This window comes from Acidovorax sp. PRC11 (assembly GCF_031844105.1).
Taxonomy (GTDB): domain Bacteria; phylum Pseudomonadota; class Gammaproteobacteria; order Burkholderiales; family Burkholderiaceae_C; genus Paracidovorax.
Window position 1 is genome coordinate 43,885 of the sequence record NZ_JAUZUQ010000009.1, and the last position, 22,751, is coordinate 66,635.

The 22,751-nt window shown below is 71.5% G+C and carries 24 protein-coding genes and 1 riboswitch; of the genes, 12 read left to right on the plus strand and 12 right to left on the minus strand.

The features are described from left to right. Window position 1: 1 nt before the first annotated feature. The 3 genes from gluQRS to Q9R47_RS12240 all read right to left on the minus strand — a co-directional run bounded on the left by gluQRS (window position 2) and on the right by Q9R47_RS12240 (window position 3,168). Window positions 2–982, minus strand: a complete 981-nt coding sequence (gene gluQRS, locus Q9R47_RS12230) for a tRNA glutamyl-Q(34) synthetase GluQRS (protein ID WP_311233470.1) — start codon at window positions 980–982, stop codon at window positions 2–4. After that, complete coding sequence (locus Q9R47_RS12235; RefSeq protein ID WP_311233471.1) at window positions 979–2,088, minus strand: FAD-dependent oxidoreductase; 1,110 nt, start codon at window positions 2,086–2,088, stop codon at window positions 979–981. The genes gluQRS and Q9R47_RS12235 overlap by 4 nt, the downstream gene beginning before the upstream one ends. Window positions 2,089–2,220: 132 nt before the next feature. Continuing rightward, a complete protein-coding gene (locus Q9R47_RS12240) occupies window positions 2,221–3,168 on the minus strand; it encodes a LysR family transcriptional regulator (protein ID WP_311233472.1) in 948 nt (315 codons plus the stop codon). A 102-nt stretch (window positions 3,169–3,270) separates the two neighbouring features. Between Q9R47_RS12240 and Q9R47_RS12245 the strand changes: the two genes are divergently transcribed. The 3 genes from Q9R47_RS12245 to Q9R47_RS12255 all read left to right on the plus strand — a co-directional run bounded on the left by Q9R47_RS12245 (window position 3,271) and on the right by Q9R47_RS12255 (window position 5,701). Then, complete coding sequence (locus Q9R47_RS12245) at window positions 3,271–3,999, plus strand: pirin family protein (protein ID WP_311233473.1); 729 nt, start codon at window positions 3,271–3,273, stop codon at window positions 3,997–3,999. 104 nt (window positions 4,000–4,103) lie between these two features. After that, window positions 4,104–4,658: a flavodoxin family protein gene (locus tag Q9R47_RS12250; protein ID WP_311233474.1), complete on the plus strand. Its 555-nt coding sequence runs from the start codon at window positions 4,104–4,106 to the stop codon at window positions 4,656–4,658. A gap of 98 nt (window positions 4,659–4,756) precedes the next feature. Then, window positions 4,757–5,701, plus strand: coding sequence for a pirin family protein (locus Q9R47_RS12255; protein ID WP_311233475.1), 945 nt, complete (start codon window positions 4,757–4,759; stop codon window positions 5,699–5,701). Window positions 5,702–5,711: 10 nt separating this feature from the next. Here the strand turns inward: Q9R47_RS12255 and Q9R47_RS12260 are convergent, their stop codons facing one another. The 4 genes from Q9R47_RS12260 to Q9R47_RS12275 form a co-directional block, all read right to left on the minus strand. Further along, window positions 5,712–6,482: a sulfurtransferase gene (locus Q9R47_RS12260; RefSeq protein ID WP_311233476.1), complete on the minus strand. Its 771-nt coding sequence runs from the start codon at window positions 6,480–6,482 to the stop codon at window positions 5,712–5,714. A 62-nt stretch (window positions 6,483–6,544) separates the two neighbouring features. After that, window positions 6,545–7,399, minus strand: coding sequence for a MinD/ParA family protein (locus Q9R47_RS12265; RefSeq protein ID WP_311233477.1), 855 nt, complete (start codon window positions 7,397–7,399; stop codon window positions 6,545–6,547). A 10-nt stretch (window positions 7,400–7,409) separates the two neighbouring features. Next, window positions 7,410–8,153 carry a GGDEF domain-containing protein gene (locus tag Q9R47_RS12270; RefSeq protein WP_404977136.1) on the minus strand — a complete coding sequence of 248 codons (744 nt, stop codon included), beginning with the start codon at window positions 8,151–8,153 and terminating at the stop codon, window positions 7,410–7,412. Window positions 8,154–8,236: 83 nt separating this feature from the next. Then, the gene (locus tag Q9R47_RS12275; RefSeq protein WP_311233479.1) at window positions 8,237–9,955 is read right to left on the minus strand and encodes a SulP family inorganic anion transporter; all 1,719 of its coding nucleotides are present in this window, start codon (window positions 9,953–9,955) and stop codon (window positions 8,237–8,239) included. Between the two features lie 123 nt (window positions 9,956–10,078). Here Q9R47_RS12275 and Q9R47_RS12280 point away from each other — a divergent pair, with 123 nt between their 5' ends. The 3 genes from Q9R47_RS12280 (at window position 10,079) to Q9R47_RS12290 (ending at window position 12,147) form a co-directional block, all read left to right on the plus strand. Next, window positions 10,079–10,561, plus strand: a complete 483-nt coding sequence (locus tag Q9R47_RS12280; protein WP_311233480.1) for a BON domain-containing protein — start codon at window positions 10,079–10,081, stop codon at window positions 10,559–10,561. A gap of 31 nt (window positions 10,562–10,592) precedes the next feature. Then, the gene (locus Q9R47_RS12285) at window positions 10,593–11,834 is read left to right on the plus strand and encodes a PLP-dependent transferase (RefSeq protein WP_311233481.1); all 1,242 of its coding nucleotides are present in this window, start codon (window positions 10,593–10,595) and stop codon (window positions 11,832–11,834) included. Between the two features lie 115 nt (window positions 11,835–11,949). Beyond that, window positions 11,950–12,147, plus strand: a complete 198-nt coding sequence (locus Q9R47_RS12290; RefSeq protein WP_311233482.1) for a hypothetical protein — start codon at window positions 11,950–11,952, stop codon at window positions 12,145–12,147. Between the two features lie 23 nt (window positions 12,148–12,170). On the opposite strand, the gene Q9R47_RS12295 is transcribed toward Q9R47_RS12290, so the two are convergent. Beyond that, a complete protein-coding gene (locus Q9R47_RS12295; RefSeq protein WP_311233598.1) occupies window positions 12,171–12,836 on the minus strand; it encodes an arylesterase in 666 nt (221 codons plus the stop codon). 19 nt (window positions 12,837–12,855) lie between these two features. Between Q9R47_RS12295 and Q9R47_RS12300 the strand changes: the two genes are divergently transcribed. The 3 genes from Q9R47_RS12300 (at window position 12,856) to ribB (ending at window position 15,502) form a co-directional block, all read left to right on the plus strand. Then, window positions 12,856–13,578, plus strand: a complete 723-nt coding sequence (locus Q9R47_RS12300) for an ABC transporter ATP-binding protein (RefSeq protein ID WP_311233483.1) — start codon at window positions 12,856–12,858, stop codon at window positions 13,576–13,578. 65 nt (window positions 13,579–13,643) lie between these two features. After that, a complete protein-coding gene (gene rlmB, locus Q9R47_RS12305) occupies window positions 13,644–14,396 on the plus strand; it encodes a 23S rRNA (guanosine(2251)-2'-O)-methyltransferase RlmB (protein WP_311233484.1) in 753 nt (250 codons plus the stop codon). 25 nt (window positions 14,397–14,421) lie between these two features. Continuing rightward, a riboswitch (FMN riboswitch) is annotated at window positions 14,422–14,603 on the plus strand. Window positions 14,604–14,890: 287 nt separating this feature from the next. Further along, window positions 14,891–15,502 (plus strand): 3,4-dihydroxy-2-butanone-4-phosphate synthase, encoded by a 612-nt coding sequence (gene ribB / locus Q9R47_RS12310; protein ID WP_311233599.1) that lies wholly within the window; start codon window positions 14,891–14,893, stop codon window positions 15,500–15,502. Window positions 15,503–15,575: 73 nt separating this feature from the next. On the opposite strand, the gene Q9R47_RS12315 is transcribed toward ribB, so the two are convergent. The 3 genes from Q9R47_RS12315 to Q9R47_RS12325 all read right to left on the minus strand — a co-directional run bounded on the left by Q9R47_RS12315 (window position 15,576) and on the right by Q9R47_RS12325 (window position 17,886). Then, window positions 15,576–16,544, minus strand: coding sequence for an aldo/keto reductase (locus Q9R47_RS12315; protein WP_311233485.1), 969 nt, complete (start codon window positions 16,542–16,544; stop codon window positions 15,576–15,578). A 155-nt stretch (window positions 16,545–16,699) separates the two neighbouring features. Beyond that, on the minus strand, window positions 16,700–17,284 hold the full coding sequence (locus tag Q9R47_RS12320) for a chromate transporter (RefSeq protein WP_311233486.1): 585 nt from the start codon (window positions 17,282–17,284) through the stop codon (window positions 16,700–16,702). Beyond that, the gene (locus Q9R47_RS12325) at window positions 17,281–17,886 is read right to left on the minus strand and encodes a chromate transporter (protein ID WP_311233487.1); all 606 of its coding nucleotides are present in this window, start codon (window positions 17,884–17,886) and stop codon (window positions 17,281–17,283) included. Before Q9R47_RS12325 ends, Q9R47_RS12320 begins: the two co-directional genes overlap by 4 nt. A gap of 156 nt (window positions 17,887–18,042) precedes the next feature. Between Q9R47_RS12325 and Q9R47_RS12330 the strand changes: the two genes are divergently transcribed. Beyond that, on the plus strand, window positions 18,043–18,654 hold the full coding sequence (locus Q9R47_RS12330) for a flavin reductase family protein (RefSeq protein ID WP_311233488.1): 612 nt from the start codon (window positions 18,043–18,045) through the stop codon (window positions 18,652–18,654). 140 nt (window positions 18,655–18,794) lie between these two features. After that, a complete protein-coding gene (locus Q9R47_RS12335) occupies window positions 18,795–20,231 on the plus strand; it encodes a sorbosone dehydrogenase family protein (RefSeq protein ID WP_311233489.1) in 1,437 nt (478 codons plus the stop codon). Window positions 20,232–20,283: 52 nt separating this feature from the next. Here the strand turns inward: Q9R47_RS12335 and Q9R47_RS12340 are convergent, their stop codons facing one another. After that, the gene (locus tag Q9R47_RS12340; RefSeq protein ID WP_311233490.1) at window positions 20,284–21,252 is read right to left on the minus strand and encodes a LysR family transcriptional regulator; all 969 of its coding nucleotides are present in this window, start codon (window positions 21,250–21,252) and stop codon (window positions 20,284–20,286) included. 90 nt (window positions 21,253–21,342) lie between these two features. Here Q9R47_RS12340 and Q9R47_RS12345 point away from each other — a divergent pair, with 90 nt between their 5' ends. After that, the gene (locus Q9R47_RS12345) at window positions 21,343–22,707 is read left to right on the plus strand and encodes a D-serine ammonia-lyase (protein WP_311233491.1); all 1,365 of its coding nucleotides are present in this window, start codon (window positions 21,343–21,345) and stop codon (window positions 22,705–22,707) included. The last annotated feature ends 44 nt before the right edge of the window (window positions 22,708–22,751 follow it).

A 22,751-nucleotide genomic window follows, 5' to 3' on the forward strand; every position in this document is an offset into this window, starting at 1 on the left:
ATCACGATGGTCGATTGTAGGTTCCAGCCCACGCCTGCGCCCAGTGCCCCAGCGCCTCGGACACGCTACTGTCGTGTGGATGCTGCAGAGCTGGAAGCCCGAGCGCTGCCGCGGCAGCGCCCAGCGCCGCGATCGGGTCACGCGTATCGACGGCGGGAGCGCCGTGCTGCTTCGACAGCTTCTCGCCGTCGGCCGCCCGGACCAGCGGCGTGTGCAGGTAGGCCGGTGCCGGCAGCCCCAGCGCGTGCTGCAGCAGCAGCTGGCGCGGGGTGTTGTCCAGCAGGTCTTCGCCACGCACCACATGGGTGACCCCCTGGTCCGCATCGTCCACCACCACCGCGAGCTGGTAGGCCCACAGTCCGTCGGCCCGGCGCAGCACGAAGTCTCCGACGGCTTCCGCCACGTCCTGGTGGCGCGCGCCGAGCCGGCGGTCGTGCCAATCGACGCCCCATGCGGTGAAGCGGGGAGGATCGCCACCATGCCAGGCGGTGGAGGGCATGCCCTCCGGCGGCAGCCGCGCCTGGCAGCGTGCCGCGTAGAACCTCCAGGACCGGGGCGCACGTCCGCCCAGCCCCTGGCGGCAGGTGCCCGGGTAGGGGAGTTCGGCATGCCTGTCGCGCTCGCCGTGCTTCTGGAGGTGCGCGCGGGCGATGTCCGCGCGCGTGCAGGCGCACGGATAGGCGAGCCCGTCCTGCACGAGGCGGTCGAGCACCTCGGCGTAGCGCACGTGGCGCGCCGACTGCCAGAGCACCGGCCCGTCGGGGTGCAGGCCGCAGTCCGCGAGCTGGCGCAGGATGGTCTCGGCCGCGCCGGGCTGGCAGCGGGGCGTGTCCACGTCCTCGATGCGCACCAGCCAGGTGCCGCCGCGGCCGCTGTCCGCGGTGCGGGCATCCAGCCAGCTCGCCAGCGCCGCCACCAGCGATCCCGCATGCAGAGGGCCGGTGGGCGAGGGCGCGAAGCGGCCGACGTAGCGCCCGCTCATGCCACGGCGAGGGCGAGTTCGAGTCCGGAGATGAACGCGTCTTCCACCCGGTGGCCCAGGCACCAGTCGCCGGCCAGGCCGATGCCCGCCGCCCCATCCCAGACATGGCTGCGGCCGAGCGGGCGCAGCGTCTGCGCGTCGCGCCAGCACAGCACATCGGCATGCACGGGCGCGGCGCGCAGGCCCGTCACTTCCGCGAACGCCCGCAGCAGCTTGGCCTGCACGCGGTCGGGCGCGTCGTCCAGGTGTTCCTGCGACCAGGCGGGGCTGGCCTGCACGGTCCAGCGCTCCACCGCCGCGCGTCCGGGCTTGGAGGATTCGCGGGCCATCCAGGCGATGCGGTGGTGCGTGCTGCGCGCCGCGTTCCATTGCGGCCCGAGGGTGGTCAGGCCGGGCTGCACCGCATGCGGGTACGCCAGCATCAGCGTCCAGCACGGAGCGACCTCGACGTTCTCCAGGCCCTCGGCCGAGGCAGCGGGCAGGCCCGGACCCTCCAGCAGGGCGCGTGCCCGCGAGGCCGGCAGGGCGAGCAGCACGGCGTCGAAACCGGCATGCACCTGCCGGGCGCCGCCCGCGCCGAGGGTGTGCAGTTGCCAGCGGCCGGGCTGCAGCGGGTCGGCGCCGATGCGGTCCACCTGCAGGCCCGGCAGCAGCCGGCCGGCACGTGCCAGCGGTTCGGCCCAGGTGGCCACCAGCGACTGCATGCCCGGCGTGGCCACCCAGTGCGGCTCGCGGGGCGGCGGCGCGGCCGCGGCCTGGCGGCCCGCGGCGTCCAGCACGCGCACGCTGCTCGCGCTCCAGGGCCGGCACAGGCCGGGCACCGTCTCCAGCGCCCGGGCGAAGCGCGCATCGCGCACCGTGAAGTACTGGGCGCCCGCATCGAATCCGCCGAAGGGCGAATCCACCGTGGACATCCGGCCCCCCGGGCGGTCCGACCGCTCGAAGACCACGGGGTGGTGGCCCGCCTGCGCCAGCGTGCGCGCGCAGGCGATGCCGGCCATGCCTGCGCCGACCACGGCGATGCGCCGGGGCGCGTCGGCGGCGCCTCCTGCGGCAACCTGGGCGGCGGTGCCGCGGGCCCGTGAGCGGGATCGGGAAGGGGTCATGGTCCGGCCTTTCATGGAAAGCTTCTGGGTCGCGGAGCGCGTGGCGCCGTCCGCGCATGGGGCCACTCTACACGGCGCGGAAGGCCCCGGGCACCGGGAAAACGGCCTTTCCCGCGCTGCATCGCGCCTCCATCAGAAAGGGTGGTGGTTCTCCAGCAGGGCGGCGCGGGTGGTCGGGCTCTCGAGCTGCTGCAGCCACCACTGCAGCGCGCGGCCGGGCGCCGCATGTCCTGCGCCGCCCCATGCGTAGTGCAGCCGGACGCGCCGCGCCGGCCGCGCCACCTCGCGCACCACCAGGCGCCCCGCCTCCACGTAGGGCCGCACCATGGGTTCGGGCAGAAAGCCGGCGCCCAGGCCGCGCAACTGGGCCTGCAGCTTGGTCTGCATGCCGCCCACGGTGAACACGTCCTGTCCGCCCAGCAGGCCCATGGTGACACCGCCGCGCTGCGCGGAATCCGCCACGGCGATGGCGCGGTGCTGCCGCAGCACCGTGTCGGTCAGCGGGCCCGGCACGGTCGCGAGCGGGTGGTGCGGCGCCACGGTGAAGAGGAACAGCAGATCGCCGATCACCGCGCCCTGCAGCCCGGAGGCATTGGAGGCGTTCACCGCCACGCCGATGGCCAGGTCCGCACGGCCGGAGGTCAGCGCTTCGAGCGTGCCGGTGAGGATGTCGTCGCGCAGCTTCAGCCGCGTGGGCGGCGACTGCGCGTAGAACGCCTCCACCAGCTCCAGCATCGTCGTGGGGGCGATCACGCCGTCGACCGCGATCGTGAGCTGCGGCTCCCAGCCGGTGGCCACGCGGCGCACGCGGTGGGCCACGGCCTCCACTTCCTCCAGCAGGCGTGCGCCCTCGCGCAGCAGCTCGCCGCCCGCTTCGGTGGGCCGCGCCTGCCGGGCGCTGCGGTCGAACAGCAGCACGTCGAGCGCCTCCTCGATCTGGCGCACGCGGTAGGTGAGCGCGCTGGGCACCACCCCGAGCTGCCGTGCCGCCGCGGCGAAACTGCCGGTCTCCGCGATCACCTGCAACATGGCCAGGCTGTCGGGCGTGAGCACGTCGCGTGCGGGGGCGGGAATCGTCATGGGCAGCCAGGGTTCAAAGGTTTTGAATGATGCCTTCAATCGCGCTGTGCCCGCAAGCCAGGAGCGACTTCTACAGTGGCGTTTCTGCCCGATGCACCGCCCATGCTGACCGTCCGCAAATCCTGCGACCGGGGCCATGCCGACCACGGCTGGCTGCGATCGCTCCACAGCTTCTCCTTCGCCGGTTACCGCGATCCGCGGTACATGGGCTTCGGGAACCTGCGGGTGCTGAACGAGGACTGGATCGCCCCCGGCGCCGGTCTGGGCCAGCACGGCTACCGCGACCTGGAGATCCTGAGCTACGTCGTGTCCGGCGAGCTGGCCAGCCGCGACTGCAGCGGCCGGGTGCAGTCCGTCCCCGCCGGCTGCGTGCAGCGCATGGGCGCCGGCGCCGGGACCACCTGTGCCGAATTCAATCCGCTGCCGGACCGGGCCGCGCATTACCTGCAGATCTGGATCGACCCCGCCCCGCGGGATCGGGCGCCGGACGGCGCCCAGGTGCCCGGGCCCGCGCGCCGGCCCGCCGGCCGTCTCCATCTGCTGGCAGCCCCCGCGCACGCGGCGCTGGACGGCCCCGCCGAGCCTTCGGGGCCGGTGCTGGCGGTCCAGGCCGATGTGCGTCTCCATGCGGGCCTGTTCGATGGGCCGCAGGCGGCCGAACTGCCGCTGGATCCTGCCCGCAAATGCTACGTCCATCTGCTGCGCGGCAGCCTGGAGGCCAACGGCCATCCGCTCGCGGCGGGCGACGCGGTCTTCATGCTGCAGGAGGAGTGCCTGCGGCTGGGCCGGGGCTCGGCCGCCGAAGTGCTGGTGTTCGACCTCGCCGCGTGACGGCCGCGGTTACCCCCGAAAAGCGCCCCGCCGGCTGCCCGCTCCCATCCGTTTCTTTCCCTTTCTTCACCGCCGCTTCCATTCCATCTCAAGGAGTCTCTTCCATGGCAAAGATCGCAGTCGTCTACCACTCCGGCTACGGCCACACCCAGCGCCTGGCCCAGGCCGTCGCCGAGGGCGCCGACGCCCAGCTCATCGCCATCGATGCCGACGGCGACCTGCCCGAAGGCGCGTGGGACACCCTGGCCGAAGCCGACGGCATCATCTTCGGCACGCCGACGTACATGGGCAGCCCGAGCTGGCAGTTCAAGAAGTTCGCGGATGCGTCGTCCAAGGCATGGTTCAGCCGGGCCTGGCAGGACAAGGTGTTCGGCGGCTTCACCAACAGCGCCAGCCTGAACGGCGACAAACAGGTGACGCTGATCGCGCTGCAGACGCTGGCATCGCAGCATGGCGGCATCTGGGTGAGCCTCGGCATGCTGCCGAGCAACAGCAAGGCCGCCCAGCGCAACGACCCCAACAACCTCGGCGGCTCCGTGGGCCTGCTCGCGCAAAGCCCCTCGGATGCCAGCGTGCAGGAAATGCTGCCCGGCGACCTGGAAACCGGCCGCGCCTACGGCGCCCGCGTGGCGCAGATCACGCAACGCCTGCGCGGTTGAGGGCCGGCGGCGGGCGCCACGAGGCCCCGCCGCGTACATTCCGCTTTGGCCCGGCCCGCACCTGCGCGGCGCGGGCGATCACCGCACGGAGGCCCGCCATGGACACGAACACCTTTTCTTCCGCCGCCGATCCGGCGTCGCCCTTCCTGCTGCTCGGCGGCCATGCCAAGGACCTGGGCGGCGGCTTCCATGTGCGGCGGCTGCTGCCGGCGCTGCAGCGGCGGTCCGTCGGACCGTTCGTGTTCTTCGACCATTTCGGCCCGATCGCGGTGCAGCCGGAGTCCGAGTTCGACGTGCGGCCCCATCCGCACATCGGCCTGGCGACCGTCACCTACCTGTTCGACGGCGCGATCATGCACCGCGACAGCCTCGGATCCGGGCAGGAGATCCGCCCCGGCGCGATCAACTGGATGACGGCCGGGCGCGGCATCGTGCATTCGGAGCGCCGTCCGGACCGCCTGCGCGGCGCGCACTACGTGAACCACGGCCTGCAGCTCTGGGCCGCGCTGCCCGCTGGGCACGAGGATGTGCCGCCGGCTTTCGTCCATACCCCCGCCGATGCGATACCGGAGGTGCAGGACGCGCAGGGCGGCTGCGTGCGCGTGCTGATCGGCAGCGCCTTCGGCGCCACCTCGCCCGTGGCCACGCTCTCGCCCACGCTCTACCTGGACGTGCGGCTGCCTGCGGGCGGCGCGCTGGAGCTGCCCGCGCTCGCGCCCGAAATGGCCGTCTATGTGGTGGAGGGTGCGCTGCGGCTGCAGGACGCGGCGGGGCAGGCGGCTGTGGACCCGTCCGCCGGCATCCTGGCCGTGCTGCAGCGGCCTGGCCCGGTGCGGCTGCAGGCCACCGGCAGCGACCCGGTGCGCTGCGCGGTCATCGGCGGCGCGCCACTGGACGGCCACCGGCACATCTGGTGGAACTTCGTGTCCAGCAGCAAGGAGCGCATCGAGCGGGCCGCGGACGACTGGGAGGCCGGACACATGGGCGCCGTGCCCGGCGATCCGGAACGCATCCCGCTGCCGGAACGCCATTTCAAGCGCTGAGCGCGGGCCTTCAGCGGTCTTCGGTGGCGGACGACGCCGTGCCGGGTGCCGAGAGGTCGCTGGCCAGCACCTCGCGTTCGTCGAACACGAAACAGCCGCCGCGGTAGTGCGCGCCGTCCGTCTGCTCGAAGTACTTGAGGATGCCGCCCTCGAGCTGGTAGACGTTCTCGATGCCTTCCTCGCGCATGAGGATCGCCGCCTTCTCGCAGCGGATGCCGCCCGTGCAGAAACTCACCACCGTCTTGCCCGCCAGCTCGGACTTGTGGGCGCGCAGCGCGGGCGGGAACTCGGTGAACTTCCCGATGCGCCAGTCGATGGCGCCCTCGAAGGTGCCGTGGTCCACCTCGAACGCATTGCGCGTGTCGAGCGTCACCACCGGCCGGCCCGCATCGTCGTGGCCCTGGGCGAGCCAGCGATGGAGCGTGGGCGCATCCACTGCCGGCGCGCGCCCCTCGGCGGGGCGGATGGCGGGATGGTCCATGCGGATGATCTCGCGCTTGACCTTCACCAGCATCTTGCGGAAGGGCTGGCTGGCCGACCAGCTCTCCTTGGGTTCCAGCGCCGCGAAGCGCCCGTCCATGCGCCGGAGCCAGTCCACGAAACCGCGCACCGTGCCGGCGGGCCCCGCCAGGAACAGATTGATGCCTTCCTCGGCCAGCAGGATGGTGCCTTTGAGTCCGTCGGCCAGGCAGCGTTCGTGCAGCCGGTCGCGCAACGCCGCGGCGTCGGGCAGCGGCACGAACAGGTAGCTGGAGATGTTGAGGATGTCGGGCTGGTTCATCGCGGGAGACGGGGCCGGGACGCACCGGACGGCGGGGCCGTGCGCGCCCCGGGCCGTCACCGTCAGGTCGCCGGCGAGAGCAGGGTGGTGTCGATCTTGTTGGCCAGCTGCGCAATCGCCAGCGCGGCGGGGCATCCGGGCATCTGCAGCAGCAGCAGCTGGCGGCGCATGACCGCGTCGCGCACTGCCGTGTCGGCCGGGATGTCCCCCATGTGCAGCAGGCGCATCGGACGGCCGGAATCGGTGCTCACGAAGCGCTCCAGCACCTGCTGCAGCTGGCCGGTAATCGCCCGGCCGTCGCCCGGGCGGGCGGCCTGGTTGACGACGATGCGCACGTAGGGTCGCTTCTGCTGGGTGGCGAGCACCTTGATCGCGGCATAGGCGTCGGTGAGCGAGGTGGGCTCGGGCGTGGCCACGATGAGCACCTCGGAGGCGAGCGACACCGAAAACAGCACGACGTCGGAGATGCCGGCGCCGGTGTCCAGCAGCAGCACGTCGAAACGCGGCGCCAGCGTCTGGATCACGTTGAGGAACTCGCTGCGCACCTCGGGGGTGAGCCGCGAATACTCGACCATGCCGGAGCCCGCGAGCACGACGGAAAAGCCGCCGGGTGCCTGGATCACGGCATCGTCCAGGTCCGCCTTGCCGGTGAACACGTCGTGCAGCGTGACCTTGGGATGGAGATTGAGCACCACGTCGAGGTTGGCGAGGCCGAGGTCGGCATCGAGCACCAGCACGCGGTAGCCGCGGCGGGTGAGGGCGGCGGCGAGGTTGGCGGAAACGAAGGTCTTGCCCACGCCGCCCTTGCCGCTCGTGATGGCAATGATGCGTGCGCCGGCCGCCGGAGCAGGAGGCCGGCCCGGACCGGGCGCCTGGGGCGCCGGGGGCGTGGAGCGGGGTGACAGCGCGTCGGTCATCTCTGTGCTTTCAATAGGCGCTGCCTGTGGAATCCAAAGCCGGGGGCAGATCGCCCCAGCCCGAGGGAGTGTACAGCGGGCCGAAGAGCAGGCTCTTCTCTTCCGCCGTCACGGTGCTGTCCGGCTGCTCCTCGATGCTGACGCGGTTGCGGCCCGCCACCTTCGCCTTGTAGAGCTGGCTGTCGGCGCGCTCGGTCCACAGCAACGTCGTGCTGCGGATCCACTGGAGCGCGAACGCGCCGCCGATGCTGACGGTGACGTTGAGCTCGACGGTGGGCGAGATGCGGACCGGGGTGCGCTCCACCGCGCGGCGGATGCGCTCGGCCACCACGCGCCCGAACCCGGCGTGGCAGGCGGGCAGCACGACGGCGAATTCTTCGCCGCCGTAACGCGAGAGGGTGTCCATGGGGCGCACGCAGCGGCTCAGCGTGCGGGCGATCGACTGCAGGACGATGTCCCCGGCCATGTGGCCGTAGGTGTCGTTCACCCGCTTGAAGTGGTCGATGTCCAGCATCAGCAGCAGCGCGGCCTCGCCTGCGCGCGTCACCCGGTCGATCTCGCGCTCCAGGACGGTGCGGAAATGCCGCCGGTTGGCCAGCCCGGTGAGGGGGTCCTTGAGGGAGAGCTCGCAGAGGCCGTCGATCAACCCCTGCAGGTAGTGCAGCGGTGTCTCACTGGGGATCGCGGATTCGGAACCCAGCGCCTGCGCGACCAGGGCATGCGCAGTCGTCAGGCGCAGGTCGCGCAGGTCCACAGTGTGAGGGGTCTCAGATTCAGACACAAAATGCAACAAGCAAGGTATCGGGAGTGTATCAGCCTCAGCCCATCCATAGCCGGCTACGAACAGAATCGTTGCAAAGCCGTCAGCGCTTCCGCGTCCGTCCGGTAGAGCACGAGGCCCGGCCCGTCGAGCAAGCCGCCGCGGCGCAGCACCTGCTCCACGGGCAGCTTCATGCCGCTCACGTGCAGCGCGCCGCCCTGGGCGCGCGCCATCGCCCGCAAGCGGGCGAAGCACTCAACGCCCGTCACGTCGATCCGGTTGATCGGCAGCGCGAAAAGACAGACATGCCGCACGGCCGGGTGCGCCGCGAGGTGGTCGGCCACCCGGCGTTCCAGCGCCGCCGCCGAAGCGAAATCGAGTTCGGCATCCATGCGCAGCGCCAGCAGGTCCGGGGCGAGCGGCGGCAGCAGCCAGAGGTGGCGGTCGCGCAGGCTTCCGTCCGGGTGCAGCCCCACCTCGATGATGCGGGGGTGCAGCCGCTGGTAGAGGAAGTGGCCGAGGTTCATCACCAGCCCCGCCAGCACGCCCCAGTACATGCGCGGCGCGGTGGCCAGCGTCAGGAAGAACGTCATCCCGCCGATCAGCGCCTCGACGCGCGAGACGCGCCACAGGCGCAGCAGCACCCCCGGCTTGATGAGGCTGGTCACGGCCGCGACCACCACCGCCGCCAGCACCGACTGCGGCACGTGGTAGAGCGCCGGCGTCAGCCAGAGCAGCACCGCGAGCACCAGCGCCAGCGCGAACAGCGTCGCCCAGCCGCTTTTCGCGCCGGCATACAGGTTGATCGCCGAACGCGAGAACGACGCGCTGGTGGCGAAGCTCCCGCACAGGCCCGAGCTCACCTTGGCCATCCCGTGGGCGATCAGGTCCTGGTTCTCGTTCCAGCGCGTGCCTCCCTGCTGGTGCTCGACCTTGGCCGACGAGGCCGTTTCCAGGAAACTCACCAGCGTGACCACGAGCACGGGCATCAGCAACTGGCCGAACTGGTCCCAGCCCAGCCAGCCCGGCCAGTAGGGCTGCGGCAGCCCGGAGGGCAGGTGGCCCACCACGGCGCCGTCGTGGTCGGCATAACCGATCCACCAACTGGCCAGCCCGGCCAGCCCCACGATGATGATGGCCGAGGGAAAGCCCGGGCGCCAGCGGCGCGCGAGCATCAGCAGGGCGAGGCTGCCGAGCCCGAACGCCGCTGCCGTGCCGTCGAAATGGTGGATCGACGGCGCATCGGACAGCGCCTGCCAGCTGGTGCGCAGCCCCAGCAGCGCCGGCAGCTGCGAGGCGAGGATCAGCAGCGCCGCCGCCTGGGTGAAACCGTTCAGCACCGGCGACGTGACGAGATTGAGCAGCCAGCCGAACCGCGCCACGCCCAGCGCGAGCTGCAGCAGCCCGGACAGGATCGCCATCCAGGCGGCCAGCGCCACCCAGTCGGCGCTGCCGGGCTCGGCCATGCCGGTGAGCGATGCGCCGATCAGCAGGGCGGTGAGCGCCGTGGGGCCCACGCCCAGCCGCGTCGAGGAACTCCACAGCACCGCCACCAGCGCCGGGACAAGCGAAGCGTAGATGCCCGTCACCAGCGGCATGCCTGCGAGGGCCGCATAGGCGACGCCCTGGGGCACCAGCATCAGCCCCACCGTCATGCCGGCCCAGAACTCGCCGCGCAGCAGTCGCGCATCCGGCCGGGGCCAGCCGAGGAAGGGCAGCCAGTGCAGCAGCAGGGCGCGGAAGCGGGCGGAGCGTCCGGCGCTCGCGGACGGCTCGGGGGAGGGAACGGAGGGCATGGGGGGATTCTCGCCCCAAGCGTCCTACACCCGCTTCGGCGTTGTCTGACCACCCCGCGCCTATGGTCGAGCCTACATTTCGCTCATCACCCGATTTCCGAACGTTTTTCCGAGGACGCTGCCATGGCCCACGCTGCCCCCACCCGCTCCGATTCCCGCGCACGCCACACGCCCCGCGCCATCGCCATCCTGACGGCCACCGCGCTGGCTTTCGGCCTGGCCGCCTGCGACCGCCAGGACGGCCAGACCGTCGGCCAGAAGATCGACGCCACCATCGAGCGCACGGGCGATGCGGCCTCGGACGCGCAACGCCGCATGGAGGCCGCAGCCACCGAGGCCGGCCAGGCATCGCGCCAGGCCGCGGCCCGCGCTGCGGAGGTGATGGACGACGCCGGCATCAGCGCCAAGGTCAAGGCCGGACTCGCGCAGGACGCCGAGCTGAGCGCCATCAAGATCGATGTGGACACGCGCAACGGCATCGTCACGCTCAATGGCCCGGTGAAGAACGAAGTGGCCCGCGAGCGCGCCGCCCGCATCGCCCAGGAGGTCAAGGGCGTGAACTCGGTGGTGAACCAGCTCACCGTCAGTCCGGGCGCGGTGGGCTGACCCCGGGTGCCGGCGGCGATACCATCGCCGCATGACTTCTTCCACCCACGACGCCCCCCCGGGCGCCGGGCCGGACACCCGGCTCATCCACCATCCGTATGTTCCGCCGGCGGGGTTCTCCGCGCCCCAGCCCGCGGTGCACAAGGCTTCCACCGTCATCTTCCCCGACGTCGCGGCGATGCGCGCGCGCGAGTGGAAGGACAAGACCGGCTACACCTACGGCCTGCACGGCACGCCCACCACCTACATGCTGGAAGAGCGGCTTTGCACGCTCGAAGGCGGCCTGCAGTGCGTCCTGGTGCCCAGCGGCCTCGCCGCCATCGCCAACGTGGCGCTCTCGCTGCTGCGCACCGGCGACGAAGTGCTGATTCCCGACAACGCCTACGGCCCCAACAAGTCGCTGGCCGAGGTCGAACTCGCGCGGTACGGCATCCGCCATGCCTATTACGATCCGCTCGACCCCGCCGACCTGGCCGCGCGCATCACCGACGCCACGCGGCTGGTCTGGCTCGAAGCGCCGGGCTCGGTCACGCTGGAATTCCCGGACCTCGTGGAGCAGGTGCGCATCTGCCGTGCGCGCGGCGTGACGACGGTGCTGGACAACACCTGGGGCGCGGGCATCGCGTTCCAGCCGTTCGACCTGCTGGGCGACGGCCAGCTGGGCGTGGACATTTCCGCCCACGCCCTCACCAAGTACCCGAGCGGCGGGGGCGACGTGCTCATGGGCAGCGTCATCACCCGCGATGCGGCCCTGCACCTGCGGATCAAGCTCACCCACATGCGCCTCGGGCTCGGCGTGGGAGCCAACGATGCCGAAGCCGTGCTGCGCTCGCTGCCCAGCATCGGCCTGCGCTACCGCGCCCACGACGCGGCCGCCCGCGACCTGGCGCGCTGGATCGGCGGGCACCCTGCGGTCGTGCAGGTGCTGCACCCGGCACTCGAAGACTCGCCTGGCCATGCGCACTGGGCAGCGTTGTGTGCCCGCGAAGGCGGCGAGGGCGCAGCGGCGGGCCTCTTCAGCGTGGTCATCGACGAGCGCCACGGGCAGGCCCGCGTGGATGCGTTCTGCGATGCACTGCAGCTGTTCAAGCTCGGCTACAGCTGGGGCGGGCCGATGAGCCTCGTCGTCCCCTACGAGCTGCGCACCATGCGCGCGCGGCCCACGCCGCACCTGCGCCCCGGCACGGTGGTGCGGTTCTCGGTGGGCCTGGAGGACCCGCGGGATCTGCGCGCCGACCTGGCCCAGGCACTCGCGGCCGCTTTCACGGACTGAACGCGCGGGCGCGGGCCGTCCGCGCTCCGCCGCCATTTCTGATTTTTCGCAAGGCCATGCGCGGCGTGCTGCTACATTGGCCTTCCATTCAGCATCACATAAAGGGGGCCCCATCTTGGCAACACCCAACTACGGTTACGAAAAGCGGCAGCGCGAGCTCGCCAAGAAGAAAAAGAAGGAAGAAAAGGCGCTGGCCAAGTCCCAGCGCAAGAGCGACGACCCGGCGCAGGAGTCCGGGCAGGACGGCAATGACGCTGCCGATGCCGGTGAAGCCGGCCGGGCGCCCGGCGAAGGAACCGGAACGGCGGCCTGACGCGGCGCAGCGTCTTCCCGGGCTCAGCGCAGCAGCTTGCGCAGCTCGGACCAGACGTTCGCCAGCATGGCCGGCTGCGCCTCGGCGCGGGGGTGGATGCGGTCGGCCTGGAACAGCGCCGCCGCATCGGGCCTGTCCGCCACGCCCTTGAGCAGGAAGGGCACGAGGCCCGCGCCCGTGGCCTCGGCGACGGCGGCGAACACCTTCTCGAACCGGCGCGTGTAGTCGGAGCCGTAGTTCGGTGGCACCTGCATGCCCACGACCAGCACCTGGGCGCCGGCCTTCTTCGACGCCTCCGCCATGGCACGCAGGTTCGCCTCCGTGCCCTGCATGGGCAGGCCGCGCAGGGCGTCGTTGCCCCCCAGCTCCAGCACCACGTGCGTCGGCCGGTGCTGGGTGAGCAGAGCCGGCAGGCGCGAGCGCCCGCCCGCCGTGGTGTCGCCGCTCACGCTGGCGTTCACCACCGTGGCCGAGATCTTCTCCGCGGCCAGTTTCTTCTCCAGCAGCGCCACCCAGCCCGTGCCGCGTGCGAGCCCGTACTCGGCGCTCAGCGAATCGCCCACCACGAGGATCACGGGTTTGCCGCCTGCAGGCGCCGGCTGCGCCCCTGCGGAGGGCATGCAAAGCCCCAGGGCCCAGGCCCCCATGGCCGCCACGATAAAGTCACGCCGGAACGCATCGAATCGCATCACTGCAAGAGCACCTTTCATGTCGGAAACACCGCCGGAAACTCCTTCCTCCTCCACCGCCGCCGCCAGCGCCCCCGTCATCGCCGTGGAGCACGTGCACAAGTCGGTGACGGATTCCACCGGCACGCTCGACATTCTGCGGGATATCGATTTCCGGCTCGCCGCGAGGGACACCGTGGCCATCGTCGGCGCCTCGGGCTCCGGCAAGAGCACGCTGCTGTCCATCATCGCGGGGCTGGACACGCCCACGCGCGGCACCGTGCGGCTGGCGGGGGAGGACCTGTTCGCGCTCGACGAGGACGGCCGCGCGGCCCTGCGCGCACGGCGCATGGGCTTCGTGTTCCAGAGCTTCCAGCTGCTGGGCAACCTCACCGCGCTCGAGAACGTGATGCTGCCGCTGGAACTGGCCCAGCGCCGCGACGCGCGCCCCCTGGCCGCCGAGATGCTGGGCCGCGTCGGCCTCGGCCAGCGCCTGGGACATTACCCCAAGGTGCTCTCGGGCGGCGAGCAGCAGCGCGTGGCGCTGGCGCGCGCCTTCGTCGTGCAGCCCGACGTGCTGCTCGCCGACGAGCCCACCGGCAGCCTCGATTTCGCCACCGGCGAGACCATCATGCGGCTGATGTTCGACCTGAACCGCGAACTCGGCACCACGCTCGTGCTGGTCACGCACGACCGCGCGATCGCGGCGCGCTGCGACCGGCGCATCACCATCGACGCGGGCCGGATCGTCCCCGGCGATTGATCCGGGCGCGGCCCCGGTCGGGCAGCGCGCAGGGCGGGGGAGCCAGGGCGCGGATAATCGCCCGCATGTCCTCCAGCCCCAAAGTGCTATTCGGCTTCCACGCCGTGGGCGTGCGCCTGAAGACCGCGCCGCAGTCCATCATCGAGATCTACTACGAGGCCACGCGGCGCGATGCGCGCATGCGGCAGTTCCTCGACCGTGCCAAGGAAGCCGGCGCGCGCCTCATCGAGGCCGACGCGCCGCGCATCGCCAAGCTCGCGGGCAGCCACGGCCACCAGGGCGTGGCCGCGCGTGTCGAAGCCATCGCGCAGGTGCACTCGCTCGACGAACTGCTCGAACAACTCGAAGCCGACGGCATCGAGAAGCCGCTGTTGCTGGTGCTCGACGGCGTGACCGATCCGCACAACCTGGGCGCCTGCCTGCGCGTGGCCGACGGGGCCGGCGCGCATGCGGTCATCGCACCCAAGGACCATGCCGTGGGCCTCAACGCCACCGTGGCCAAGGTGGCCAGCGGCGCGGCCGAGACCATGCCGTACTTCATGGTCACCAACCTCGCGCGCACGCTGGGCGAATTGAAGGAGCGCAACATCTGGTGCATCGGCACCAGCGACGATGCGCCCAGGACCATCTACCAGGTCGATCTGAAAGGCCCCGTGGCGCTCGTGCTCGGCGCCGAGGGCGACGGCATGCGGCAGCTCACGCGCAAGACCTGCGACGAGCTCGTCTCCATCCCCATGAAGGGCGCGGTGGAGAGCCTGAACGTGTCGGTGGCGAGCGGCGTCTGCCTCTACGAGGCGCTGCGCCAGCGCGGGGGCTGAAGGCGGCGCGTGGGCCGCATAATCCGTGGGTCTTCAGGGCGGGGTGGAATTCCCCACCGGCGGTAGGCAGGGCGCGGCGACGCGCCCCGCGAGCCCGCGAGCGCTCCCGCCGCACGGCAGGAGGTCAGCAGACCCAGTGCGAGGCGGCCGACAGGGCTGCGTCCATTCTGGGGCCGACGGTCACAGTCCGGATGAAAGAAGATGCTGCCGGCAGGCCCGGGCGCAGGGTTTCTCCATGCGCCCGGCCGCTTCGCCGTGCCCTGCGCGTTTCGCTGCGGCGAAGCGGGCGGGGCCGCGCATGGCCGGCCGCATGACAAGCCTTGGGACGTTCTTTTCTCTCAACAAGGAGCGTTTCCATGAACCCATCCCTCGCCATCTCCTCCACAGTGCCGTCCGCAACGCGCGAAGCCTTGCATCCAGGCGATGCACCCCCGTCCGACGTCGTGCCCGCGCCTGTCCACAGGCCGGCCGGCGACGGTGTCCCCCTCGCGCCGATGGCCGAGGTGCTCGCGCAGATCGCGGCCGGCCGCCCCGTGCTGGTGCTGGACGATGCCGACCGCGAAAACGAGGCCGATCTCGTGTGCGCCGCCGACAACCTCACCGAAGCCACCATGGCGCTCATGATCCGCGAAGGCAGCGGCATCGTGTGCCTCTGTCTCCCTCCGGAGCATGCCCGGGCGCTCGGCCTGCGGCCGATGGTCGAGGTGAACCGATCGTCGTTCTCCACCGCCTTCACGCAGTCCATCGAGGCCGCCTGGGGCGTGTCCACCGGCGTGTCGGCCGTGGACCGGGTGCAGACCGTCCGCTGCGCGCTGCGCATCCCGGCGCCGGGTGCCGTCCCGGAAGTGGTCAGTCCGGGGCACGTCTTCCCGCTCGTGGCCCGGCAGGGCGGCGTTCTGGAGCGCAGCGGCCACACCGAGTCGGCCGTCGATCTGGCGCGCCTGGCCGGGTTGCCGCCGGCCGGGGTGCTGTGCGAACTGATGAACCCCGACGGCACGATGGCGCGCGGCGCCGACGTGGCACGGTTCGCCAACTGGCATGGCCTGCTCTGCACCACGGTGCAGGCGCTGGCGGCCTACCGGCGCAGCATCGGGGACGGCTGCTGACGCTGCTGCCTGCGTCGCGCGGTGGTACCGGCCTGCCGCGGCCCCGGGCGCGCACGCGGACGGGTAGGCAGGGTCAGGCCTCGTCAGGGGTCTCTTCGCTCGCCTGGCTCAGGGCCTCCAGCGCATCGGCGTCGAGCTGCAGTTGCGCGGCCCGCACCAGATCCTGCAGTTGCTCGAGCGAGGTGGCGCTCGCGATCGGCGCGGTGATGCCCGGCTGCGCCAGCTGCCAGGCGATCGCGACCTGCCCCGGCGTGGCCTCGTAGCGCTCGGCCACTTCGTCGAGTTCGGCGAGGATGCGCAGGCCCCGGGGGTTGAGGTACTTCTCCACGGTCTTGGCGCCGCGCGCGCTCTTGGCGGCATCGTCCTGCGTGCGGTACTTGCCCGTCAGGAAGCCCGCGGCGAGCGCGTAGAAATTGATCACGCCGATCTGCTGCTCCACGCACAGCGGCTGCAGTTCGGCCTCGAACACCGCGCGGTCGTACAGGTTGTAGAGCGGCTGCAGCGATTCATAGCGCGGCAGGCCCAGGCGCGCGCTGGTGGCGAGCGCCTCGGAGAGGCGCGCGGCCGTGTGGTTGGACGCCCCGATGGCGCGCACCTTGCCCTCGCGGATCAGGTCCGCATAGGTGCCGAGCGTGTCCTCCAGCGGCGTGGAGGCATCGTCGTCGTGCGACTGGTACAGATCGATGTAGTCGGTGTGCAGCCGGCGCAGCGAGTCTTCCACCGCGCGGCGGATGTAGTCCGGCTTCAGGCCCACCTTGCCGTCCCCCATGTCCTTGCCCACCTTGGTGGCGAGCACGATCTGGTCGCGCCGGCCGCTGCGCTTGAGCCACTGGCCGATCAGCGCTTCCGATTCGCCGCCCATGTGGCCGGGGTTCCAGCGCGAGTACACGTCCGCGGTATCGATGAAGTTGAAGCCGGCATCCAGCCAGGCATCGATCAGGGAGAACGTCGTGGGCTCGTCCACCGTCCAGCCGAACACATTGCCGCCGAAGCACAGCGGTGAAACCTGCAGGCCGGAACGGCCGAGGGGGCGCAATTGCATGGGAACAGTCTCCTGGGGATATGAAAGCGAAGAAGGCGGCGCAAAAAGGCGGACGGCGGGGGCATGCCTCGCCGACGCCCCGCGTCCGGTCCATTGTTGCGGTGCGGGCCGCCCCGGGACGGCCGCATGTGTAATAACCTGTTCCCGCGGCCCGCTCAGATCCACCCCAGGGCGCCGAGCACTGCCCCCGCGCCCAGCAGCCACAGCAGATGGATGCGCGTGCGCCAGACGAGCAGCATGCATGCCGCGGAGACGGCCCACAGCCGCCAGCTCCCGGCCACGCTGCCATGGCCGGTGCCCAGGACGAAGGCCGTGGCGAGCAGCAGGCCCAGCACGACCGGCGTCATGCCCTGCTTGAAGGCGCGGACCGCACGCAGGCCGCGGTTGCGGTGCGCCCAGCGTGCGGCCCCCCAGGTGAGCAGGGTGCTGGGCAGCATCACGCCCGCCAGGCACAGCACCATGCCCAGCAGCCCGAGAGCCCAGCCGCCCGCATTCAGGCCGACGTTCCAGCCCAGCAGCCCGATGAAGAGCACGTTCGGGCCGGGCGCGGCCTGGGCGATGGCGATCGACGCGTTGAACTGCGGATCGGTCAGCCAGGCCTGCCGGTCCACCAGGAAGCGGTGCATGTCCGGCGCGGTGGCGATGGCGCCGCCCACCGTCAGCAGCGACAGGGACAGGTAATACCCCAGCAGGTGCAGCCAGTCCGCGGGCTGCATCGCGATCGTGGCCGCGGTGCTCATGCCGGCAGCTTCCGCCACGTGGCCGCGCAGGCCGCGCCGCCGACGGCCAGCAGCACGGCCGCGAGCGGCCACTGGAGCAGCGCCATGGCCGCGAAGGTGCCCGCCGCGAACACGGCGCCGCCGGCCGCCCCCAGCGGATGCGTGCGCAGCGCCACCGCCATGCGCAGGGCCACGCCGGCCACCAGGCCCGCCGCCACCGCCCCCATGCCGCGCAGGGCACCCGCCACGGCGGGGTGCTGGGCGAAACGCGCATACACCAGGGCCAGCGCCAGCAGCACCAGCGAGGGCATCAGCAGCATGCCGGCCAGCGCCGCCGCCGCGCCGCGCCATCCGAAATAGCGGTCGCCGATCATCACGGCGAGGTTGACCACATTGGGCCCCGGCAGGATCTGGGCGACCGCCCAGTCCTCGATGAACTCCTCGTTCGACAGCCAGCGCTTGCGGTCCACCAGCTCGCGCTGCACCACTGCCAGCACGCCGCCGAATCCCTGCAGCGCCAGCCAGGTGAACGACCAGAACAGGTCGCGGCAATCCCGCGGGGCAGGGCGCACGGCGGGCTCTTCGGGCAGGTCGGTGGTGGGTGGGGCGGACGGGACAGGCATGGGGCTGGGTGCGGAATCGATGGGCTCGCGCAGCAGGCGCGGTGGGAGGGTCGCGAGGCCGTGGGGCTGCATCGTACGCCCTGGCATCACCGCCGCGATGGTGTCGTGAGGCCCGTCCCGGCCCGTGGGACGTGGGCCTGCTAGCATGGCCTGCCCATGTCTGCCGAATCCGCTGCTGCTCTCCCGTGGCCTCCGCGCAAGCCCCGGCGGCGGCGCGCGCCTGCGTGGAGCGAATTGCCGGTGGAATCGGTGCGCCGGTATCTGGAGCCGGGCCCCGTCGTGCTGGTGGGTTCGGCATGGCGCGGGCGTTGCGACCTCATGACCATGGGCTGGCACACCGTGATGGAGTTCACGCCATCCTTGCTGGGCTGCGTGATCTCCCGTGCCAACCACAGCCACGGACTGGTGCGCCGCAGCCGGGAATGCACGATCAACATCCCTGACGCCCGCTGGGTGGATGAAGTGGTCGGCGTCGGCAATTGCTTGGGCGCCGAGCTGGACAAGTTCGAGCGGTTCGGGTTCACCGCGGAGCCTGCCAGCCAGGTGGCCGCTCCGCTGGTGCGGGAATGCTTCGTGCAGATCGAGTGCCGCGTCGCCGATACGCGCCTCGTCAACCGCTACGATTTCTTCGTGCTCGAAGTGCTCCGCGCGCGCGTCGATACGTCCGTGCGCCGGCCGCAGACACTGCACTACCAGGGCGACGGGGAATTCATGCTCTCGGGGCGAACGATCAGCCGCCGGGCGCTCTTCCAGCCGCACATGCTCTAGGCGCGTGCGGGGCGTCCAGCGGCGCTGCGGAAACGCGGCGCGCTACCGCCGAGTTCGCGGCGTTCGCTGACAAGGGCGGCAGTCCCGCGTGGCCAGACTGTCGGCACTCCTTCAGCCGACCGGCACCGCCGGGCCCCGCCATGCGCCTGCACCTCTTCGCCCCCGACCCGTCTTCGTCCTCGTCTAGTGCTCCCGCCGGGCGGCGCGTCCTCTTGCGCCCCTGGACGCTGGCCCCGCTGGTGGCGGCCGCCGTACTGGCCGGATGCGGCGACACCGCGCGCCTGCCGCCCGAGGCCGGCATCGGCGCCAGCCCCACGCTGCCGGAGCCTCACAAATCCCTGATCCCCACCGTGCACATCGCGCCCGCCAAGGGGTGGCCCGACGGCGGCGCGCCCCAGCCCATGGCGGGCCTCGGCGTGATGCCGTTCGCACGCGACCTCCAGCATCCCCGCTGGCTGCTCGTGCTGCCCAACGGCGACGTGCTGGTGGCCGAGAGCGACAAGCCCGCATCCGAAGGGCCGCCGCCGGACGACGGGCTGCTGAAGAAGGTGCGCAACTGGGTCATGGGCAAGGTCATGGCGAAGGCGGGCTCCGGTAATCCCTCGGCCGACCGCATCACGCTGCTGCGCGATGCCGACGGCGACGGCGTGGCGGAAACGCGCAGCGTCTTCCTGCAGGGGCTGCATTCACCCTTCGGCATGGCGCTGGTCGGCAACGAGCTCTACGTGGCGAATGCCGATGCCGTCGTGCGCTTCCCCTACGTTCCCGGCCAGACGGCGATCACCGCCGCGCCCGCGAAGCTGGCCGACCTGCCGTCGCGGCCGCTCAACCATCACTGGACCAAGAACCTGATTGCCAGCGCCGACGGCACCAAGCTCTACGCCACCGTGGGCTCCAACAGCAACGTCGCGGAAAACGGCATGGAGGCCGAGGCGGGCCGCGCGGCGGTGTGGGAGATCGACCGGGCGACGGGTGCGCATCGCGTCTTCGCGAGCGGCCTTCGCAACCCCAACGGCATGGGCTGGGAGCCGGGTACCGGCGTGCTCTGGACGGTGGTCAACGAACGCGATGAAATCGGCAGCGATCTGGTCCCCGACTACCTCACCTCGGTGAAAGACGGTGGCTTCTACGGCTGGCCCTACAGCTACTGGGGCCAGCACGTGGACGCGCGCGTGCAGCCGCCCCGGCCGGACCTGGTGGAAAAGGCCATCGTGCCCGAATACGCGCTCGGCAACCACGTCGCGCCCCTGGGGCTGGCGTTCGCGGGCGGCGCGAACGGTGCGGGAAGCACGGGTGCCGCGGTGCCGCCGTTGGCTCCCCAACTGGCCGATGGTGCCTTCGTCGGCCTGCACGGCTCCTGGAACCGCAAGCCGCGCAGCGGCTACAAGGTCATCTTCGTACCGTTCGCCAACGGCAGACCCCAGGGCATGCCGATCGACGTGCTCACGGGCTTCGTCAGCGGCGAAGGCGATGCCTGGGGCCGGCCCGTGGGTGTGGCGCTCGATGCGAAGGGCGGGCTGCTGGTGGCCGACGACGTGGGCAATGCCGTGTGGCGGGTGGCTGCCGCCAAGCAGTGACGACGACGCGTGGCCGCAGGGCAAAGAGGCGAGAGTCTTTCATTGCTCGCTCCTAGGCAGACTCCGAGCGCGGCGGCAGCGACACCGCCCGCACCTGCCGAAACCGTTCCCCTTCGTCGAGCAGCCACTCCCGCACCCGTGCCATCGCCGGGCCCGCCTGCGGCGCCGTCACGAAGGAATAGTGCGCGCGGGAGGGCACGCAGCGGCTGAACAGCGGCAGGAGCCGGCCGGCAACCACGTCCTCCAGCACCAGCGCGGCCCGGCCCATGGCGATGCCCTGGCCGGCGACCGCGGCGCCCACGGCCAGCTGGGAAAGGTTGAATTGCGGGCCGGCCTTCCAGGCCGGCGGCGTGGCGCCCACCGCGTTGAACCAATGCTGCCATTCCTCGAAGGTGTCCGCGCCTTCCCAGGCGCTGCCGTCGTGCAGCAGCCATTCCGGGCGCATGCGATCGGGCGCGTCGCGCAGGCCCGGGTGCGCGGCGACGAACGCGGGGCTGGCCACGGGCAACAGCCATTCGTCGAGGAATTCGGTGGCCTCCAGGTCGGTATAGCCGCCCGGGTCGAAGCGCACTGCGGCCTCGATCCCGTCGCGCACCATGCGGGTGCGGTCGATCCGGTGGAATTCACCGAACACGCGCAGGCCGACGCCCGGGTGCTGCAGAAAGAATCCGCCGAGGCGCGGCGTGAGCCACTGCATGGCGAACGAGGGCGAGCAACTGAGCGTGGCCGCGGCGTGGGTGTCGGGGACATGGCGCATCTGGGCGAGCGTGCCTTCGATCGCCCCGAAACTCTCGCGCAGCACCACGGCCAGCCACTGGCCTTCGGGCGTGGGCACCAGTGTGCGCGGGGTGCGCAGGAACAGCGGCCGCCCCAGCCAGTTCTCCAGCTGCTTGACCTGCTGGCTCACCGCGCCCTGCGTGATGCACAGCTCCGCCGCGGCGCGCGTGAAGCTTCCCTGGCGGGCGGCCGCATCGAAGCACCGCAACCAGGCAAGCAAGGAGTTGGACAGGCGGTTATCCATTATTCAAACTAATGCACTCGTCAATATAAATGCTTTGCGGGGCGGCCAGGGCGAGCGCAAGAATGCATCGGACGATCTCCTGCCGCACCCATGAACCACAGCACGCCTTCCTCCACCGAAATTAGGGCTCCCTCTGGCACCTTGCCCGACGCCGTGCGGCATGCCGAACCCTGTCTGTGGCTCAATCCCGACCGCCTCGCCGAAGTCCCCGCCGCCATGGATGCCTGCGGGCAGAACATTAGTCTGCATGATACGCAGGCCGCGGCCTCGCGTTTTGGGCGGTTCGCGCCGCTGCTCGCCCGGCTGTTTCCCGAACTGCAGGCCTCCGACGGCATCATCGAATCGCCGCTCACCGCCGCCGACCCGCTCGCCCCGCGCCTGGGCCTGGCACCGGAGCAGGGGCGGCTCTGGATCAAGGCGGACCACGGCCTGCCCGTGGCAGGTTCCATCAAGGCGCGCGGAGGCATCCACGAGGTGCTGGAGTTCGCCGAGGCGCTCGCGCTGCGCGAGGGGCTGGTCACACCGGGCGGCGATTACCGTGCGCTGGCGGGGCCGGCGGCCCGCGCCGTCTTCGCGCGCCATCAGGTGGCCGTGGGGTCCACGGGCAACCTGGGCCTCAGCATCGGTGTCGCGGCGTCTGCGCTGGGCTTCCGTGCGGCGGTGCACATGTCGGCCGACGCCAAGGAATGGAAGAAGGAGCGGCTGCGGCAGCGCGGGGTCGAAGTGGTCGAGCACATGGGGGACTACGAGCGCGCCGTGGCCGCGGGGCGCGCCCAGGCCGCGGCCGACCCGTTCTGCCATTTCGTGGACGACGAGCGTTCGCTGTCCCTGCTGCTGGGCTACAGCGCGGCCGCCCTGCGCCTGCAGGACCAGTTGCGGGAGCAGGGCTTCGCGGTGGATGCGGAGCATCCGCTGTTCGTCTACCTGCCCTGCGGCGTCGGCGGCGCGCCGGCGGGCATCGCATTCGGCCTGCGGCAACTGCTCGGCCCGCACGTGCACTGCTTCTTCGCCGAGCCGGTGCAGTCGCCGTGCTTCCTCGTGCAGATGGCCGCGCCGGAGGGAACGCATCCGTCGGTCTACGACATCGGGCTCACGAACCGTACCGAGGCCGACGGCCTCGCGGTGCCCCGCGCATCGCTGCTGGCGGCGAGGTTGATGCGGCCCCTGCTGTCGGGCGTATTCACGGTGCGCGACGACACGCTGTTCGAGCAACTGGTGCAGGTGCTCGATGCCACCGGGGAGCGCATCGAGCCCTCGGCCGCCGCCGGGTTCGGCGGGCCGGCGCTGCTCACGGGCTCCGAATCCGGCCGCCGCTGGCTGCAGGCCCGGGGGCTGGAGCATTCGCTGCCGCAGGCCACGCACCTCGTCTGGACCACGGGCGGGCTGTTCGTGCCGGAGGCGGAGCACCGCGGGTTCGAGGCGCGCGGCAGGGCCCTGCTGGCGGCTCGCCGCTGATTCCCGCGCCTGCATCCGACCCGTTCCATCGTCTTCCCCGACCC